This window comes from Streptomyces sp. NPDC004126 (assembly GCF_050275515.1).
In the GTDB taxonomy this organism is placed as follows: domain Bacteria; phylum Actinomycetota; class Actinomycetes; order Streptomycetales; family Streptomycetaceae; genus Streptomyces.
In genome coordinates, this window is record NZ_JBNNPF010000007.1 from 168696 (window position 1) to 184677 (window position 15982).

At 72.7% G+C, this 15982-nt stretch carries 10 protein-coding genes; all 10 read right to left on the minus strand.

Annotation, left to right across the window (positions count from 1 at the left end):
- Nucleotides 1-102: 102 nt before the first annotated feature.
- Nucleotides 103-1206, minus strand: coding sequence for an anthranilate phosphoribosyltransferase (trpD, locus tag ACQKM2_RS09495; RefSeq protein WP_427708115.1), 1104 nt, complete (start codon nt 1204-1206; stop codon nt 103-105).
- A 35-nt stretch (nt 1207-1241) separates the two neighbouring features.
- Nucleotides 1242-1445, minus strand: a complete 204-nt coding sequence (locus ACQKM2_RS09500; RefSeq protein ID WP_427708049.1) for a hypothetical protein — start codon at nt 1443-1445, stop codon at nt 1242-1244.
- A gap of 264 nt (nt 1446-1709) precedes the next feature.
- A complete protein-coding gene (locus ACQKM2_RS09505) occupies nt 1710-3068 on the minus strand; it encodes a class II 3-deoxy-7-phosphoheptulonate synthase (protein ID WP_427708051.1) in 1359 nt (452 codons plus the stop codon).
- Nucleotides 3065-3661 carry an anthranilate synthase component II gene (locus ACQKM2_RS09510; protein ID WP_125596498.1) on the minus strand — a complete coding sequence of 199 codons (597 nt, stop codon included), beginning with the start codon at nt 3659-3661 and terminating at the stop codon, nt 3065-3067. Before ACQKM2_RS09510 ends, ACQKM2_RS09505 begins: the two co-directional genes overlap by 4 nt.
- Nucleotides 3658-5196, minus strand: coding sequence for an anthranilate synthase component I family protein (locus ACQKM2_RS09515; RefSeq protein WP_427708053.1), 1539 nt, complete (start codon nt 5194-5196; stop codon nt 3658-3660). Before ACQKM2_RS09515 ends, ACQKM2_RS09510 begins: the two co-directional genes overlap by 4 nt.
- A 95-nt stretch (nt 5197-5291) precedes the next feature.
- On the minus strand, nt 5292-6326 hold the full coding sequence (gene sbnB, locus ACQKM2_RS09520; RefSeq protein WP_427708055.1) for a 2,3-diaminopropionate biosynthesis protein SbnB: 1035 nt from the start codon (nt 6324-6326) through the stop codon (nt 5292-5294).
- Nucleotides 6327-6403: 77 nt separating this feature from the next.
- The gene (locus ACQKM2_RS09525) at nt 6404-9361 is read right to left on the minus strand and encodes a BTAD domain-containing putative transcriptional regulator (protein WP_427708057.1); all 2958 of its coding nucleotides are present in this window, start codon (nt 9359-9361) and stop codon (nt 6404-6406) included.
- Between the two features lie 574 nt (nt 9362-9935).
- Nucleotides 9936-11024 carry a DNA helicase gene (locus ACQKM2_RS09530; RefSeq protein ID WP_427708059.1) on the minus strand — a complete coding sequence of 363 codons (1089 nt, stop codon included), beginning with the start codon at nt 11022-11024 and terminating at the stop codon, nt 9936-9938.
- A gap of 8 nt (nt 11025-11032) precedes the next feature.
- Nucleotides 11033-12859 (minus strand): DrmB family protein, encoded by a 1827-nt coding sequence (drmB, locus tag ACQKM2_RS09535; RefSeq protein ID WP_427708061.1) that lies wholly within the window; start codon nt 12857-12859, stop codon nt 11033-11035.
- Entirely contained in the window at nt 12856-15975 is a 3120-nt protein-coding gene (locus ACQKM2_RS09540; protein ID WP_427708063.1) for a helicase-related protein, read from the minus strand. Before ACQKM2_RS09540 ends, drmB begins: the two co-directional genes overlap by 4 nt.
- Nucleotides 15976-15982 lie beyond the last annotated feature (7 nt).

Consider the following 15982-nt stretch of genomic DNA (forward strand, 5'->3'; position numbering starts at 1 on the left):
CCCCTCACCCCTGACCGCCGCCGGTGCGGCCGAGCCGTCCCCCTCCCAGGGACCGGCCCGGCCGCACCGCGGCGCGTCCGCGTCCGGCAGGCTGCGTACCGCTCACCGCCCCGCGGCGGCGAGCGGCGCTCCGGCGTGTCCGGCGGCCGCCCGCGCCCAGCGCTCCAGGACCGCCTCCGCGGCCCCCGAGTCCAGGGAGGCGGCCGCGGCGGTGATCCCCTCGCGCAGCCGCTCGGTGACCGTGCGGCCCCGGGACGGCTCGGCGGCGGCCAGCGCGGCGGCGGCCGAGAGCAGCACCGCGTCGCGTACCGGGCCCCGCTCCCCGCCGGCGAACAGCCGCCGGGCCACCTGCGCGTTGTGCGCGGCGTCCCCGCCGCGCAGCGCGTCCACCGGGGCGGGCGCGATGCCCGCGTCGCGGGGGTCGAAGCATTCCTCCCGGACCCTTCCCCCCTCGACGCTGAGCACGGTCGAGGTGGTGGTGACGCTGAGCTCGTCGAGGCCGTCGTCCCCGCGGAACACCAGGGCGCTGCCGCCCCGGCGGGCCAGGACCCCGGCGATCAGCGGGAGCAGCCGCGCGTCCGCCACGCCGACCGCCTGGGCGGTCGGACGGGCCGGGTTGGTCAGCGGCCCGAGCGCGTTGAAGACGGTCGGGATCCCCAGCTGCCTGCGGACCGCGGCGGCGTGCCGCATGGACGGGTGGAAGTCCGGGGCGAAGCAGAAGGTGATCCCCGCCTCCTCCACGAGGGCGGCCACCCGCGCCGGCTCCAGGCGCAGCCGCACGCCCAGCGCCTCCAGCACGTCCGCCGAGCCAGAGGCCGAACTCGACGCCCGGTTGCCGTGCTTGACGACCCGGGCGCCGGCGCCGGCCGCCACGATCGCGGACATGGTCGAGATGTTGACGGTACGGGCCCCGTCGCCGCCAGTGCCGACCACGTCGACCGTGGCGCCGGGGACGTCGAGGGGTACCGCGTGGTGGAGCATGGCCCGTACCAGGCCCTCCAGTTCACCGACCGTCTCCCCCTTGCCGCGCAGGGCGACCAGGAAGCCGGCGAGCTGGGCGTCGGTGGCCTCGCCGCTCATCACCCGGTCCATGGCCCAGGCCGTGTCGGCGGGGGCCAGGTCACGGCCGGCCAAGACGGACTGGAGCAAGGCGGGCCAGGCGCGTGCCCCCTGGCCCGATTCTGCGCTGGCGGTGATCACGTGAATCTCCCTCGGTGAGGTATGGGTTCAAGCCCCGCCGCTCAGCCCCATTCCTCGCCGTTCTTGGTGGACGACGGGGTCGGGGTGGCGGGCGCCGGAGCGTGCTGGGTGGTGTCGTCCGCGGAGACACGGTTCGTGCCCGCCGCCGATCCCTCTTCCGCGATCTGCACCCCGCCGGCGATGGCCGTCGCCGCGATGACTGCGACGGTGATGCGCTTGACCTGGGTGCGCCACGTGCTCTGCATCTCTGTTCTTCTCCCCGTTGAGTGCCACTTGAGCTTCGCTTTGTTCCGGTGAGAAGAACACTAGGAAGGAACGGCTTCGAGCTGATATCGCTCCGCCTTCCGGGGCCGCACAATTTCGATAAGGACGATATATCCGCAGGTCAGGAGGGGCCCAGAGGGCGATAACAAGCCCTCGGGACCCCTCTTGACCACCGCTCGCGAGCCGCTTGAGGGATCATCGGGATATCCCCGCGGGGCACCCGCGATAACGACAACAAGCGGAGCTCAGCGTTCCCGATACATTTCGGCCACCAGGAATGCGAGATCCAGCGACTGGGTGCGGTTGAGCCGGGGGTCACAAGTGGACTCGTAGCGTTCGCTCAGTCCGTCCAGGCTCACCTCCTCACCGCCTCCCACGCATTCCGTGACGTCGCCCCCGGTGAATTCCAGGTGCACGCCCCCGGGATGCGTCCCGAGCTCGCGGTGGACCTCGAAGAAGCCCTTCACCTCGTCGACGATGTCGTCGAAGCGGCGGGTCTTGAGGCCCGACGGCGCCTCGAAGGTGTTGCCGTGCATGGGATCGCTCACCCAGGCCACGGGCGCGCCCTCCGCCGCCGTCTTCTCCACCAGCTCCGGCAGCCGGTCGCGCACCTGCCCCGCGCCCATCCGGACGACGAACGTGAGCCGCCCGGGCTCGCGCTCGGGGTCGAGCCGGTCGATCAGCCGCAGGACGGTGTCGCAGTCCGTCGTCGGGCCGAGTTTGACCGCGACCGGGTTGGCGATCTGCGAGAAGAACTCCACGTGCGCGCCGTCCAGGTCCCGGGTGCGCTCCCCGATCCAGAGCATGTGCCCGCTGGTCGCGTAGCGCCGGCCGGTCGCCGGGTCCTCGCGGACCAGTGGTTCCTCGTACTCCAGGAGCAGGCCCTCGTGGCTGACGTAGAACTCCACGGCGTGCTGGATGCGTTCGTCGGCGCCGCAGGCGCGCATGAAGTTGAGGGCCTGGTCGATCTGGGTGGCGAGCGCCGCGTAGCGCTCGCCGACGGGTGACCGGGCCACGAAGTCCTGGTTCCAGGCGTGCGCCTGGCGCAGGTCGGCGTAGCCGCCGGTGGTGAAGGCCCGGACGAGGTTGATCGTGCCGGAGGCGGCCTGGTGCATCCGCAGCAGCCGGTCCGGGTCGGGGGTGCGCTCGGCCGCCTCGAAGGGGAAGCCGTTGACGGCGTCGCCCCGGTAGGCGGGCAGGGTCAGCCCGCCGCGGGTCTCGGTGGGCTTGGACCGGGGTTTGGCGTACTGGCCCGCCATCCGGCCGATCTTGACGACCGGGACGGAGGCGGCGTACTGGAGGACGAGCGCCATCTGCAGCAGGGTCTGCACCTTGCGCCGCACCGAGTCCTCGCGGACGTCCGCGAAGGTCTCGGCGCAGTCCCCGCCCTGGAGCAGGAAGGCCTCGCCGCGGGCGACGGCGCCGAGCCGGTACTTGAGCTGCTCGCACTCGGCGGCGACCACGAGCGGGACGGCCTCCCGCAGCCGCTCGCGCACTTCGGCCAGGGCGACGGGGTCGGGCCATTCGGGCTGTTGTGCGGCGGGCCGGGCCCGCCAGGAATCGACGTGCTCCACGAGATCGCTCCTTCGAGGCTCCTGCGTCATCCGGCGAGGGTGCCGGCCGGGCGGGTCCGTGCGCCGGTGAGGAAGTTCCGCAGCAGCGGCATGCCGCCGACGGTGGTGATGGACTCGGGGTGGAACTGCACCCCTTCGACCGCGAGGGTGCGGTGGCGCAGGCCCATCACGTAGCCGTCGTCGACGGCGTGCGCGGTGGCGAGCAGCTCCTGCGGCAGGGGTTCGGCGACGATGAGGGAGTGGTAGCGGGTCGCCGTCATCGTCTCGCCGAGCCCGGCGAAGACCCCGGCCCCGTCGTGGGCGACCTCGCTGGTCTTGCCGTGCTTGAGCCGGTCGGCGACCTGTACGCGGCCCCCGTAGGCCAGGCCGATGGCCTGGTGGCCCAGGCAGATGCCCAGCAGGGGGACCCGTCCGGCGAACCGGTGCACCAGCTCGACGTGGCCCGACTCGGCCGGGTGGCCCGGGCCGGGGCCCAGGACCACGGCGTCCGGCAGCCGCGCGGCGAGCTCGTCGGGGCTCTCGGTGCGGGAGCGGACGACCTCGGTGTCGGCGCCCAGGGTGCGCAGGTACTGGTCGATGATGTGGGTGAAGCTGTCGTAGGCGTCGACGAGCAGGACCTTCACGGGAGCAGCTCCTCACCGGTGAGCGCCCAGTAGGCCGCTCCCATCTTGTGCAGGGTCTCGCGCCACTCGGCGGCGGGCGAGGAGTCGGCGACGATGCCGGCGCAGCTCTGGGTGGAGTAGGCCGTTCCGTCGTGGGTGACCGTGCGGATGCACAGGGCCAGGCGGGACCAGCCGCGCATGTCGACGAGGCCGACGGCTCCGGCGTACATGTCGCGGGGCTCGGACTCCAGTTCGGAGATGATCTCCATGGCGCGGATCTTGGGGGCGCCGGTGACCGTCCCGGCGGGGAAGGTCGCGGCCAGCGAGGACCAGGTGTCCTCCCCGGGGGCGAGGCTGCCCTCGACGGTGGAGACCAGGTGGAAGACGTGGCTGAAGGTCTCGACCGTCATCAGCTGGGGGGCGTCGAGGGTGGTGGGCAGGCAGACCCGGCCGATGTCGTTGCGGCACAGGTCGACCAGCATCACGTGCTCGGCCTGCTCCTTCTCGCTGGCGAGCAGGGCCTCGACGCGCGGCCCGTCCACGGCGGGGTCGCCGCTGCGGGGGGTGGTGCCGGCGATGGGGCGCATCACGATGCGGTCGCCCTCGGTGCGGAAGAGCACCTCGGGGCTGGCGCCGATCAGCGTGGACCCGTCGCGCGGGACGAGGTACATGTACGGGGACGGGTTGCGTCCGCGCAGCCGCCGGTAGACGTCGAGCGGGGTGAGGTCGGTGTCGACCTCGATGCGGTGGCCGATCTGGATCTGGTAGATGTCGCCGACGCCGATGTGCCGCAGGCAGCGCTCCACGTTGACGCGGAAGGACTCCTCGTCGGTGCTGTCGCGGACGGCGCGCGGGGCGGGGGCGGCCGGGACGCGGCCGGCGGGCTCGGTGATCCCGGAGGTGAGCCGCTCGACGATGCCGGCCAGGTCGGTGCGGGCGGCGGGGCCGCCGTCGGGGCCGAACTCGTCGCTGCGGGCCGCCAGCCGGACGGCCGTGCCGGCGTCCAGGTCGTACCAGACGGTGTCCTGGAACAGGGTCAGGACCAGGTCGGGGGCGCCCCCGTCGGCGTGCTCCCGGACGGGCAGGTCCTCCATGTACCAGGCGGCGCCGTAGCCGATGGTGGCGAGGAAGCCGAAGGCGTAGTCGGGGCGGCCGCTGTCGACGTCGAAGCGGGCCTGGACGGCACGCAGCACGTCCCAGACCTGCCCGGGACGTTCGAAGATCCGGTCGCCCCCGGGGCCGGCGGCCAGCCCCAGCCCGTCGGCGACCCGGGACAGCTCGGCCAGTACGGGCGCCACGCCCGCGGCGGAGATCCGCCCGGCGCGGATGCGCAGCTCGGCGAGGCGGCCGAAGCCGACGACGGCGGAGTTCCCGTCGAACTCGGGGCTCTCCAGGGACTCCAGGAGGAAGACGTCCTCCCCGAACCGCGCACGCAGGGCCTCGTACAGCTCGATCGGGGGGTGCGGGTCGAGGACGGTCTCCTCGATCCGGACGGGGAGGGGGCGCCGGCCATGACCGGCCGGCGCCCGAGTGGCGGTGTCGAGCAGTGTGGTCACTGAATCACTTTCCTCGGATGGCTCGGGGCCGTTCGGAGCGGCCGTGTCGCGCCGGGCGGGCGGCGCGTGAGGGGGTGCGCGGGAGCGGCCGTGTCTCAGCCGTAGCGGCGCATCTCGTGGAAGAAGTCCTCCACGACCGACAGGTCGCCGCGCTCGCGCAGGGTGTCGTGGATGTGCCGGCCGACCGCGAGGTCGAGGACGCCCAGCCCGAAGGGCGAGAAGAAGACGGGCTTGTCCTCGGGCACGGACAGCTGCCCGGAGAGCACGTCGTACAGCGTCCCGTCGACGAAGTCGCGGCTTCCGGTGAGCTGTTCGGCCAGGTGGGGGGAGGTGTCGGCCTTCAAGCAGTGCTCGACGTCGTCGACGACGTTGAAGCCGGAGAGGATCACCTCGGGCGACAGGTCGCGCAGCGAGACGTGCAGCACGAGCGGGTTGTGGCCGAACCAGTCGGGCTCGGTGACGTGCGGGGTGCCGGCGACGGTCGCGAAGACGACCAGGTCACTGCTGCGGATCAGCTTCTCGGCGCTGTCGTGGACGGTGACCGGACCCTGCTCGCCGGAGCGGGTGAGGTAGTCGGCGAAGCCGCCGGCGTGCTCGGCGGACAGGTCGTGGACGCCGATCTCGTCGAACTCCCAGCCCGTGCCCGCCAGGTACTGGTGGATGAAGCGGGCGATCAGCCCGACGCCGAAGAAGCCGATCCGGCGCGGCCGGCGGCCCGCCGGGCTGAGCCGGTCGGCCGCCAGGGCGGCGGAGGCGGCGGTGCGGGCCGCGCTGATGATCGAGGATTCCAGGCAGGCGAGGGGATATCCGGTCTCGGGGTCGTTGAGTATCAGTACGGCGGAGGCGCGCGGAATTCCGGCCGCCACATTTTCGGGGAAGCTGGAAATCCACTTCACCCCGTCGACCGGGGCCGCTCCCCCGATCGACGCCGGCAGCGCGATGATCCGCGAGGTGGGCCGGTCGGGAAAGCGCAGGAAATAGGACGGCGGATTGACCGTCCCGCCCTCGCCGTGCACCCGATAAGCGGATTCGATCAATCCGACCACTTCGGGCGCACGGCCGTCCAGGACTTCGTGCACCTGGGCCCCGGGAATCACGGCAAAAGAGGGCGCGCCGGTCGTACGTGACATCGCAGACTCCACAGCTCGGCAGTTTTCTCGTCTGCGATGACGCTAGGGAGCCGGCTTATCGCCGGGTTATTGGCCGGTTACGTGCGCTGTCCGGACGCGCCCCCCAGTCGTTCCAACGCCGCCGACGCCTTCTCCTCCCAGGGAGGGGACCCGATGCGCCGGAAGATGGCGAGCGACTCGACGACGTGCGCCCGACCCGCCTCGCCATCTCCGCGCTCACCGCATGCCCGCCCCAGCGCGAGCCTGATCTGGCCTTCGATCATCGGACTCCGGGTACGGCGGGCAACCTCCAGGGCTTCCAGGAAGGTCCGCTCGGCAGCCATTGCGGCTCCGGCCTGCAGCCGGGTCTCCGCGAGACCCAGCAACGCATGGGCGAGGCCGAGGAGGTCGGAGATCTCCTCGACGATTTCCACGACCCGGCTGAACCCGTCCTCGGCCTCGTCCAACTGCCCCAGCGCCAGATGCGCACCGGCCAGCCGGTGCATGGCCATCGCCATGCTGCGCCGTTTACCCCCGATGCTCTCGCTCACGCGCACGGCCTCCCGGCCGAGCTCCACCGCTGCCTCCGGCTGCCCCTGGTCGAGGGCGAACTGGGCCATGTTCTGGAGTGCGTACGCTTCGGAGGAACGCTTGCCCGCGGCCCGGAACACCGGGAGGGCCTCCTGAAGCCGCTCCATGCCCCGGTCGTACTCTCCCCGGATCCGGTCGATGAAGGCGAGGTCGCTCAGGACCAGTGCCCGTCCGAGGGCGTCCTCCGCTTCCGTGTAGAGCGCGAGAGCGGCCTCCCCCCTGGCGGTCGACTCGGCGAGCCTGCGCAGCCGTACGTCGATCACGCCCAGCTGCTGTTCCATCGCCGCCTGACCCCGCAGGTTGCCCGCTGTGCGCGCTGCGTCAAGTGCGTACTCACTGCATCGGCGCCAGTCCTCCACGTAATTGCGCGTCTCGAAGAGCACCTCCATGGACATGACCAGACCCCAGGTCAGATCGTCCATGCCCATCCTGGCCGACTGTTCCACGACGGCGACCAGCGAGAGCCGTTCGGCCTCGAACCACTCCAACGGGGTCGCCAGGAGCTCGTCCAGCAGGAAGGGGTCGATCTCCCTGCGCTCGACATCGCCGCGGACGCCATCGTGGTCATCGCCGTTCTCCCGCCGTTGCGCCCGCTCGGCAATGGCCAGACACGTCCGGAACACCCGCTCGCAGGCCTCCCTCCGGTCCTCCTCGCTCTCCTCCGCCCGCGCCAGCTCCTCCGCGTACAGCCGCATCAGGTTCTGGAAGCGGTAGCGCAGCTGGCCGGTGGCGTCGACGCCGACGACCTCCAGGAACTGCGCGTCCACCAGGTGCTCTATCAGCCGCTCCGCGTCCATGACGTCCCCGTCCAGCAGCGCGGCACCCACCCACGTGGTGAAGTCGGGTACGCCGAGCAGCCCGAGGAGCCGGTAGAGCCGGGCCGCGTCCTTGTGCAGGTAGCGGTAGCTCAGCTCGAAGCTGGCCCGGACCTGGGACTCGCCCTGGCTGAGCTCGTCCAGCCGGCGCCGCCCGTCGCTGAGCCGGGTGACCAGGTGGCGCACCGTCCAGTGCGGCTTCGACGCCAGCCGGGCCGCCGCGATGCGCAGCGCCAGCGGCAGCCGGTCGCACAGCTCGGCCAGGCGCACCGAGTCCTCGGGGGCGGCCTGGATCCGGACCTCGCCGACGATCCGGCCGAGCAGCTCGACCGAGTCCGCCTCGGGGAGCACGCCCAGGTGCACCCGGCCCCGCTGCGGCCAGGTCACGAGCTGCTCCAGCTGCTCCCGGCTGGTGACGAGCACGGTGGAGCCGCCGCTGCCCGGCAGCAGGGGGCGGATCTGCGCGAAGGTGCGTACGTTGTCCAGCACGATCAGCACCCTGCGCTCCGCGAGCACGCTGCGGTACAGCGCGATGCGGTCCTCCAGGCCGTTGGGCACGTCGTCGCTGTCCACGCCCAGCGAGCGCAGGAAACGGCTGAGTATGTCCCCGGCGGTGGTCGGGGCGTGGTGCTCGTCATACCCGCGGAGGTCCGCGAAGAGCCGCCCGTCCGGGTACTGTTCGGTAACACGGTGCGCCCAGCGCACCGCGAGGCCGGTCTTGCCCACCCCCGCGACACCGGTGATCAGCCCGACGGTGGACGTCCGACTGTCCTCGCCCTGCCCGTCCACCAGGGTGTCGAGGGCGTCGAGTTCCTCGCCGCGCCCCGCGAACCCGGGTACGTCGGGCGGCAGTTCCGACGGCACGACGCGCCCGCGCGGTTCTAAGGTGTCCGCCGCCGCGTCGACCGGGGTGCTCGGGGACTCGTACGCGAGGGACGGGTCGTCGCGCAGGATCGCGTCGTGCAGCTCCTGGAGTTCGGGGCCCGGGTCCATGCCGAGCTCGTCGATGAACTGGCGCCGCGCGTCCCGGAAGCTCTCCATCGCCTCGGCCCGCCGCCCGGAGCGGTACTGGGCGAGGATCAGGTGGTACCGGGTGCGTTCGCGCAGCGGGTGTTCCCGTACGGCGGCGGCCAGTTCGGGCAGCAGCAGCTGGTGCCGGCCCAGCTCCAGCTGCACGCCCGTCATCGCCTCGTACGCGTTGATCCGCACTTCCTCCCAGCGGGCCGCCTCGTCCTCGACGAGCTGTCCGGTGACCCCCGCGAGCGCGGGCCCCCGCCAGAGCGCGAGCGCCTCGCCGTAGCAGCGCGCCGCGTCCGCGGGGCGGTGCGTGCGCACGGCCTCCTCTGCCTCGGCGACGAGGGAGCCGAAGGTGACGGTGTCGAGCACGTGCCCGTCGGGGCGCAGCAGGTAGCCGGGGTGCGCGGTGGCGATGACCTCCTCGGCGACCCCCTCGCTCTTGATGGCCTTGCGCAGGGCGGCGATGACGATGGCGACCTGGGTGCGCGCGGTGGCTGGCGGGCGACCGTTCCAGACCACGTCCACGAGGGTGTCAACCGGAACGATTCGCCCCGGACTCAGGAGCAGAAGGGCCAGAATCGTGCGTTGCCGGGCACCTCCGACCTGAACGGTCCGTTCCCCCACGGTGACCATGAGTGGTCCGAGAATTCCGAATCTGAGTGGCTCGCCCAACTGTGTCTCCCCCCGTCGCCACCGGGCCCGGCAGCGCGATCACCCTACCTGTCTGCCGCTGACAGAAAAGAGCCGAGACCCAAGCTTTGCGGCTGGTGGGACACCATGACCGAAAGCTGATCGATCATCTCGTGAATGGCCGGAATCGATCGGAACCCTACCGGCGCCCGAGCGGATGCCACGAGGTCTACATCCAGCCAAACCAAGGGAACGGGAGCATCCCGTTCACGCCTCCCCCCGGCCACCCCCGCGCCACCCGCCGGCCCCCTCCGGGCTGGCCGGGACGCACGCCGCCACGACGGGACCGCTCCCGATCCCGTCAACCTCGAAGTGGCGCTCTTCGTACCCATCCAACGGGCCCCGGCGACACCCGCACCCCGGGATTTCACGCGACCGACACACCCCGCCGACCCCCCACCACCCGGTACCGGCCACCCCGACCCGCCGCCCCCTCCCCCGCGAACCCGATCCGGCCGCCCGCCAGTTCGGGGAACCCCGGCGGGCCCACCGGGTTGACGGGGCGCGGCCGGCTCGGCTACCCGCGCGCCAGGACGTCGTGCGGAACGTCCCTCAGGTGGCCCGGCTCCCTCTCGCCCGCGTAGCCGAGGTGCAGGTCGTGACGTGCCCGGGTCGCCATCACGTAGTACTGCATGCGAAGTGCCGCCGAGGTCGGATCCGTTCCGGCGTCGGCCTCCGTGTCCGGAACCACGACCGTGTCGAACTGGAGGCCCTTGGCGCTGGCGCGGTGGACGATGACGATGCCGGGGCGCGACAGGTCGAGGGTCCGGTACCGGCCCGCCGTCGCCTGCGCCGTGTACATCTGCGGCCGGAGCCGGGGCGCTTCGCGTTCCAGCCGGGCGAGCAGGTCGAACTGGGCCCGGGTGGAGTGCACCACCACGCCGATGCCGTGGCCGGGCCGGCCCTCGGCGAGTCCGGTCAGCAGCCGTACCACCGCTGCCTGGTCCGGGAGCGCGTGCAGGCGGGGCAGGGGGCCCTCCCGGTCCGGGAGGGCCGGCGATCCGGGTCCCGTGTGGAACCAGGCGCCGAGCCCGGCCGTCTGCCGGGTGTTGCGGTGGTTGGCGTCGATCTCGTGGGGCGTGCACGCGCCCAGCCCCTGCGCGATCTCCGTCAGGGTGGAGTTCGTCTCGGTCAGCCGTTGGCACTCGTCCGCGAAGACGGTCGTCCGGGCGCCGAGGATCCGGCACAGGCGGTAGAAGGCAGGGGGCAGGTCCTGCCCCTCGTCCACCACCAGCGTGAGCGGTTCGCCGGGATCCCCGAGCACCGCCCGCTCGTAGAAGGCCGGCCAGTTGTACCAGCCGTCGTCGGTCCGCCGCACCTCGCCGCCGTACCACCGGGCGAGCCAGGAGTGCGCGGTCGCCACGGTGACGGCCGCACCGCCGCAGGACAGCGTGGAGACCATCGGCCCCAGCGACTGCCGCAGCAGGTTGGACCGGGTCAGCAGGACGACCGGCCGACCGGTGAGGGCGAGCATCACGGCCCGCTGTGCGGCCAGCACGCTCTTGCCGCTCCCGGGGGGACCGCTCACCAGGTGGTTCCCGTCGAACGGCAGACCGTCGAGCAGCGCCCGCTGGACGGGGGTCAGGTCGAGGTAGGTCAGGGTCACGGCCGCGCTCACTCCTCGGTGGCCGCTGCCCGGGCGGCAGCGACGATCGGCTCGAAGAATCCGGGTACACCGCCCCCGCCGACGACCAGCGCGCGGTCCAGCAGGGTGTTCCCGGTCTCGCAGCTCGTCTCCGGGAGCAGCGCGCAGGCGTGGCAGGCGGCACGGTTGAGGTTCCCGAAGCCCTGACCGGTGTGCTCCGAGCACAGCGGGTCCGCGGAACACCAGGCGGCGGCCTCGGCCATGCGCAGCAGCGTCTCGGCGAGCCGGGGCGACTCCCCCTGCTGGACGAGGCCCCCGAGGGTGCCCTCGGCATCCCCCGCGGCCGTGTACACGAGCACCCCGTACTGGTCGTGCTCGGGCCGGGCGTAGACGCGTTCGCGCAGGCTGGCCGTGGTGTAGCCCGACTCGAACGACAGCTGGCGCACCAGCAGGTGCCCGAGGGTGTGCAGCAGCACGAAGCGCGGGGAGAGCTCCAGGCCCGTCAAGAACTGGAGCCGGTCGCGCTGGAACGAGCGCTCCAGGTCGCCCCGGAGGCCCGCCACCCGGGCCCGTACGGCGTCGTCCTGCTCCCAGGCGGTCAGCGCCGCGTGGTCCAGGGTGAGCAGGACTCCCTCGCCGAAGACCTCCACCGCGGGCAGCCAGCGCAGTCGGCGGGAGGTGTCGGAGGGGACCATGGCGGCATCGGGAGAGACCCGGCTGAAGCCGTACAGGGTCCGCACCTCCCTCAGCCGGTCGGCCAGGACGACGCGGCCGACGCGCCGGTGCAGGCCGGCCCAGGGCTCCGCGGTCTCCCCTTCCAGCCCGAGGGTGGAACCGCGTACCAGGAAGTCGCGCGTCCTGGGCGGCTCGGCGGCCGTCAGCGCCGACCATTCCTCGCGGCGCAGGTCCGGCCCGGCGGCGCCCCCGTCGGCGGGGGCGGGTGCGCCGGTCCCGGTCTCTTCGGCGAGGAGCGCGTCCAGGAGGGCGTCGTCCACCCCCGTGTCCTCTTTGACCATGTCCCGGAGGGCCTCCCCGCGGGGGGTCCCGGCCGCCTTGCACAGCAGTACCCAGAAGTCGCTCTCGCGCACGCGGTCGGCGAGGGCGCCTCCGTCCAGCGCCGACACCTCGGCCTCGGGCAGCGACAGCGCCGAGTGGACCACCGGGTAGTACAGGTTGCCCGCCGTGCGCTGCACGACCTGGACCGGCTTGGCGCAGTCGGCCGCGTCGCGGGCCCGCTGCCAGGGGTTCCGGCCGGAGCACCGCATGCCGTGGGTGCCCAGGACGTCCAGCAGGTCGCGGGAGGCGCCGCAGCCCGGGGCGGCACACGACACGGAGAGCGCCTCCAGGCCGCTCGCCCGGTCCGACACGCGGAAGCGCAGCTGTTCGCGCGAGCCGCAGGACTGCCGCTGCGCCGCATCGAGCCGGGCGTGCGCCCAGAACCACCAGTCCACGTCGCTGAGGTGTCCGGCGGCGCAGATCTGTACGAACCTCATCGGGGCGAGCCGGCGCACCGGCGCGCAGGACGGACAGCTCGGCGGTGTTCCGGGCTTCTCGTCGCCGATCCGCCAGCGGACCATGCGACGGCAGGAGCCGCAGAACAGCCAGGCGGGGAAGCGGATGTACGGTGCGCCGGGCGCGTCGGCGCGGTCGAACCGGTCGTTGAGCGTCGCGGGTGCGGCGAAGAAGCCGGTCACGCCGAGCCGGGAGGCCAGCCGCGGGGATTCCACCGGCTGGCGTACCTTCGGCCAGTCGCCGATGCCCGTCGCGACGAAGGACTCGCCCTGGATGTCGAAAACCGCGCCGACGCCGAACGGGACGACCGTCTGTGCCTGACGGACTCGAAGCTTGCGGTTCACTGGTCGGCTCCCTTCACCGTCACCTGGCATTCGCGGTCCACGCTGCGCATGGAGTGGAGGGTCTCCCAGAGCCCCCCGTGCTGCTCGAAGTTCTTCAGCAGGTTGTGCTGCCCCTTGCCCTGGCTGCGGTAGTAGAGCTCCTTGCCCTCCTGCGCGGCATTGCGGGCCGCCTCCTCCCACGCCGCGAGCAGGTCGGCCAGTTCGGTGCGGACGGCGTGCGCGGCGCGCCCTCCGCTGGCCCCCGCCTTCCGTGCGAGCAGCTCGGCCAGCGCCTTCGCCTCGACGATGCGGTCCGGCAGTTCCCCGGCCTGGTTCTCGGCGCTCAGGCCGAGCCGGTGCCGTACGAGGATGACGAGCGCGGCGTGCAGGGCCCGCCGGCGCGCCGGCACCGACCACGGTGTCACGCTCGTCGGTTCGACGTGCTGGTAGAGGGAGCGGTGATAGGGGCCGAAGGTCTCGTAGTGCGAACGGTCCCTGGGCCGCGTGGCGTTGAAGAAGGCGACGACCAGTCCCGGTACGGAGTGACGGCCGACCCGGCTGGTGGCCTGGATGTACTCGGCCGTGGTCTTGGGCTGCCCCTGCATCAGCATCAGTGCGAGCCGTTTGACGTCCACCCCGACCGACAGCATGTTCGTGCACGGCAGGAAGGACACGGCTTCGGGATGCGTCCAGGGCTTCTCCAGCCGGTCCAGCAGTACGGGCTGTTCGGCCCGCGCCAGGTTGCTGGTCAGCTCCTGGACCTGGTGGTCGGCGAGCGGCCGGACCCCGTGTCCGGCGTCCAGGCCCGTGAGCTGGGCGGGGATGTCGTCGGCCGCGGCGGTGACGGTACGGCCGAGTTCGCGGAGGCTGTGGTGGTACGCGACCAGGGTCCAGTAGGAGTCCCGGTGCTCCTCGGGCAGTTCCCAGGCCCCCTGCAGCATGGCGGCGGCGGTGGCGACCGCCGCGCGGCCGGCCGTGTGCCCCTGGGCCATGACGCCGAGGTAGCGCCGCCCGGGGCGTGAGGTGTCGGGTTCGGCGAAATAGGAATGCCGGGCGTCGAGTCCGGCGGGCGGGAAGAGCTGTACGTCGGTGCCGTAGAGGGCGCGCACCTGTTCGCCGGAGCGGCGGATCGTCGCGGTGGAGGCGACCACCTTGGGGCCCGTCCCGTCGGCCGTGGCGCACAGGCCGAGGATGGCCGCCTCGTAGAGTCCCACGGTCGTTCCGAGCGGCCCGGTCAGCAGGTGCAGTTCGTCCTGGATCACGAGGGAGGGCGGCAGGGTGCCGCCGCCCGTCCCGAACAGGCTTCCCGCCCGCGGCTCCCAGGCCAGTCGGGCGAACTTGTCGACCGTGCCGAGGACGAACGTGGGCGGCCGGTCGTAGAGCTGCTCGTCGACGACGGCGACCGGCAGCTCGTCGTGGAACGCGCACTCGTCACGGGGACAGTGGAACGCGAAGGAGTCGGCGGTGGCCCGGATGCCGTAGTCGGCGTGGTCGGCGGACCGGTGGGCGGGCAGGATGCGGGTGCCGCACCAGGGGCAGCGGTCGAGGATGAAGACGTCCTCGGGCCGCGCCGCGGACCGCACGTCGCGGGCCACCGCCTCGGCCGCCTCGTACGAGTTGGGCGAGGTCGCCTCACCGACCCACAGCCCGATCGAGAAGGGCTCCTCGCCGTAGCCGCCGGGATCGGCGCGGCGCATCGTCTCCAGGGCGCACACGGTGGTCGCGGCCCGCTGGAACTGCTGCGTGGTCAGCAGGCTGAGCGTGTAGCGGCTGAGCACCGCGGTCCCGCCGCCCTTGGGGTCACGTCGGCGCAGCACCATCACGAAGGCGGCGAGCAGCAGGTACGCCTCGGTCTTGCCGCCGCCGGTGGGGAACCAGATCAGGTCCGTCGTTCCGCGGTCGGGGTGGCGGCGGTCGGCGACACCGTCCAGGGTCAGGAGGAAGAACGCCAGCTGGAACGGGCGCCACGCGGAGCGGGGGTCCGGCGCCGGATCCACCGCCGCGGGTTCGTGACGGGCCCGCCGCTCGCCGGCCTGGTCCCGTGCGGAGTGCCGCATCTGCAGGGCCATGGCGAGGTTGGCCGCGCGGAACGCCTCCAGCAGCTCCGGGCAGCCCGGATCGCAGAGGGTGCGCACGCCGGACTCCATCCGTGCGACGGCCGTGCCGATGCGCTCCAGGATCCGTTCGGCTGCGGCCCTGCCCCAGGCGGGCACCTCGACCCGGCACTGTTCCTCGTACCAGCTGCGGTAGTCGGCGGTGAACTCCGAGAGTTCCTGCCGCAGCCGCGCCACGGGGACGTCCGGGTCGGCTAGGTGGAGCACGTTGAGCACGGGCGCGCCCGTGAGGCCCGCCGCGCGCGTCGCGGGCACTTCGGCCTCCGGCATGACCACCGCGCGCAGTCCGGTGACGGCGTCGCCGTCGGCGATCTCCTCGACGGCACAGCCGTGGCCCACGGCGTGGGTGCGCACGTGCCGGTACTGCAGGCGCAGTTCCTGCTCCTCCGGATCCCGGCTGGCGAGCCGGACGCTCGGGTACTGCAGGACCCGTCCGTCGAGGGGACGCACCGCGAGGGCCACCTGGAACAGCATCCGGTCCCACTGTGCCGACCGGCCCAGGGCCGGTTCGGTACGTGCCGTGTTCACCAGCGCCACGGTCACCAGCAGCCCCGAGCCGAGGGGGCGGCGGCGGATCCTGAGCTCGGCCCTGCCGTCCAGGACGGTGACGGCGTCCTGGTCCGGTCCGACCCGGTGGCCCTCCTCCGCGAGCGCGACCCGCTGCCAGCGGCGCCCCTGGTCCCCCTGGGCGCGCAGGGTGCGGTAGTGGGCGGCGCCGCAGCGGACCTCGATGGTGTCGCTGTCCGTGTAGAAACTCAGCCCGAGCGAGGAGGGCAGCCAGGAGTTGGATTCGGGTACCGGGTCGTCGGCCGGATTGGTGTCGAGGGCCGCGCCTTCGGTTCCGATGCCGTCCTCGTCCTCGGCCGCCAGCGTCAGCTGCCGCTGGAGGTCGGCGTCCTGGGGGTAGAGCGTGCCCATCAGGTACTGGCGGTCGGGCGGGCCGTCGAGGACTTCGTCCTCGCCGTGGGCCGGGCCGACCAGCTGGCGGCCCAGATAGTCGACGAGTTCTTGTCGGGGATCCATGGCGTTC

Coding starts and splice junctions, on each gene's coding strand:
- ACQKM2_RS09540 (WP_427708063.1), bottom strand. CDS start 15,975: ATGGATCCCCGACAAGAACTCGTCGACTATCTGGGCCGCCAGCTGGTC.
- ACQKM2_RS09525 (WP_427708057.1), bottom strand. CDS start 9,361: ATGGTCACCGTGGGGGAACGGACCGTTCAGGTCGGAGGTGCCCGGCAA.
- sbnB (WP_427708055.1), bottom strand. CDS start 6,326: ATGTCACGTACGACCGGCGCGCCCTCTTTTGCCGTGATTCCCGGGGCC.
- ACQKM2_RS09500 (WP_427708049.1), bottom strand. CDS start 1,445: ATGCAGAGCACGTGGCGCACCCAGGTCAAGCGCATCACCGTCGCAGTC.
- ACQKM2_RS09505 (WP_427708051.1), bottom strand. CDS start 3,068: ATGACGCAGGAGCCTCGAAGGAGCGATCTCGTGGAGCACGTCGATTCC.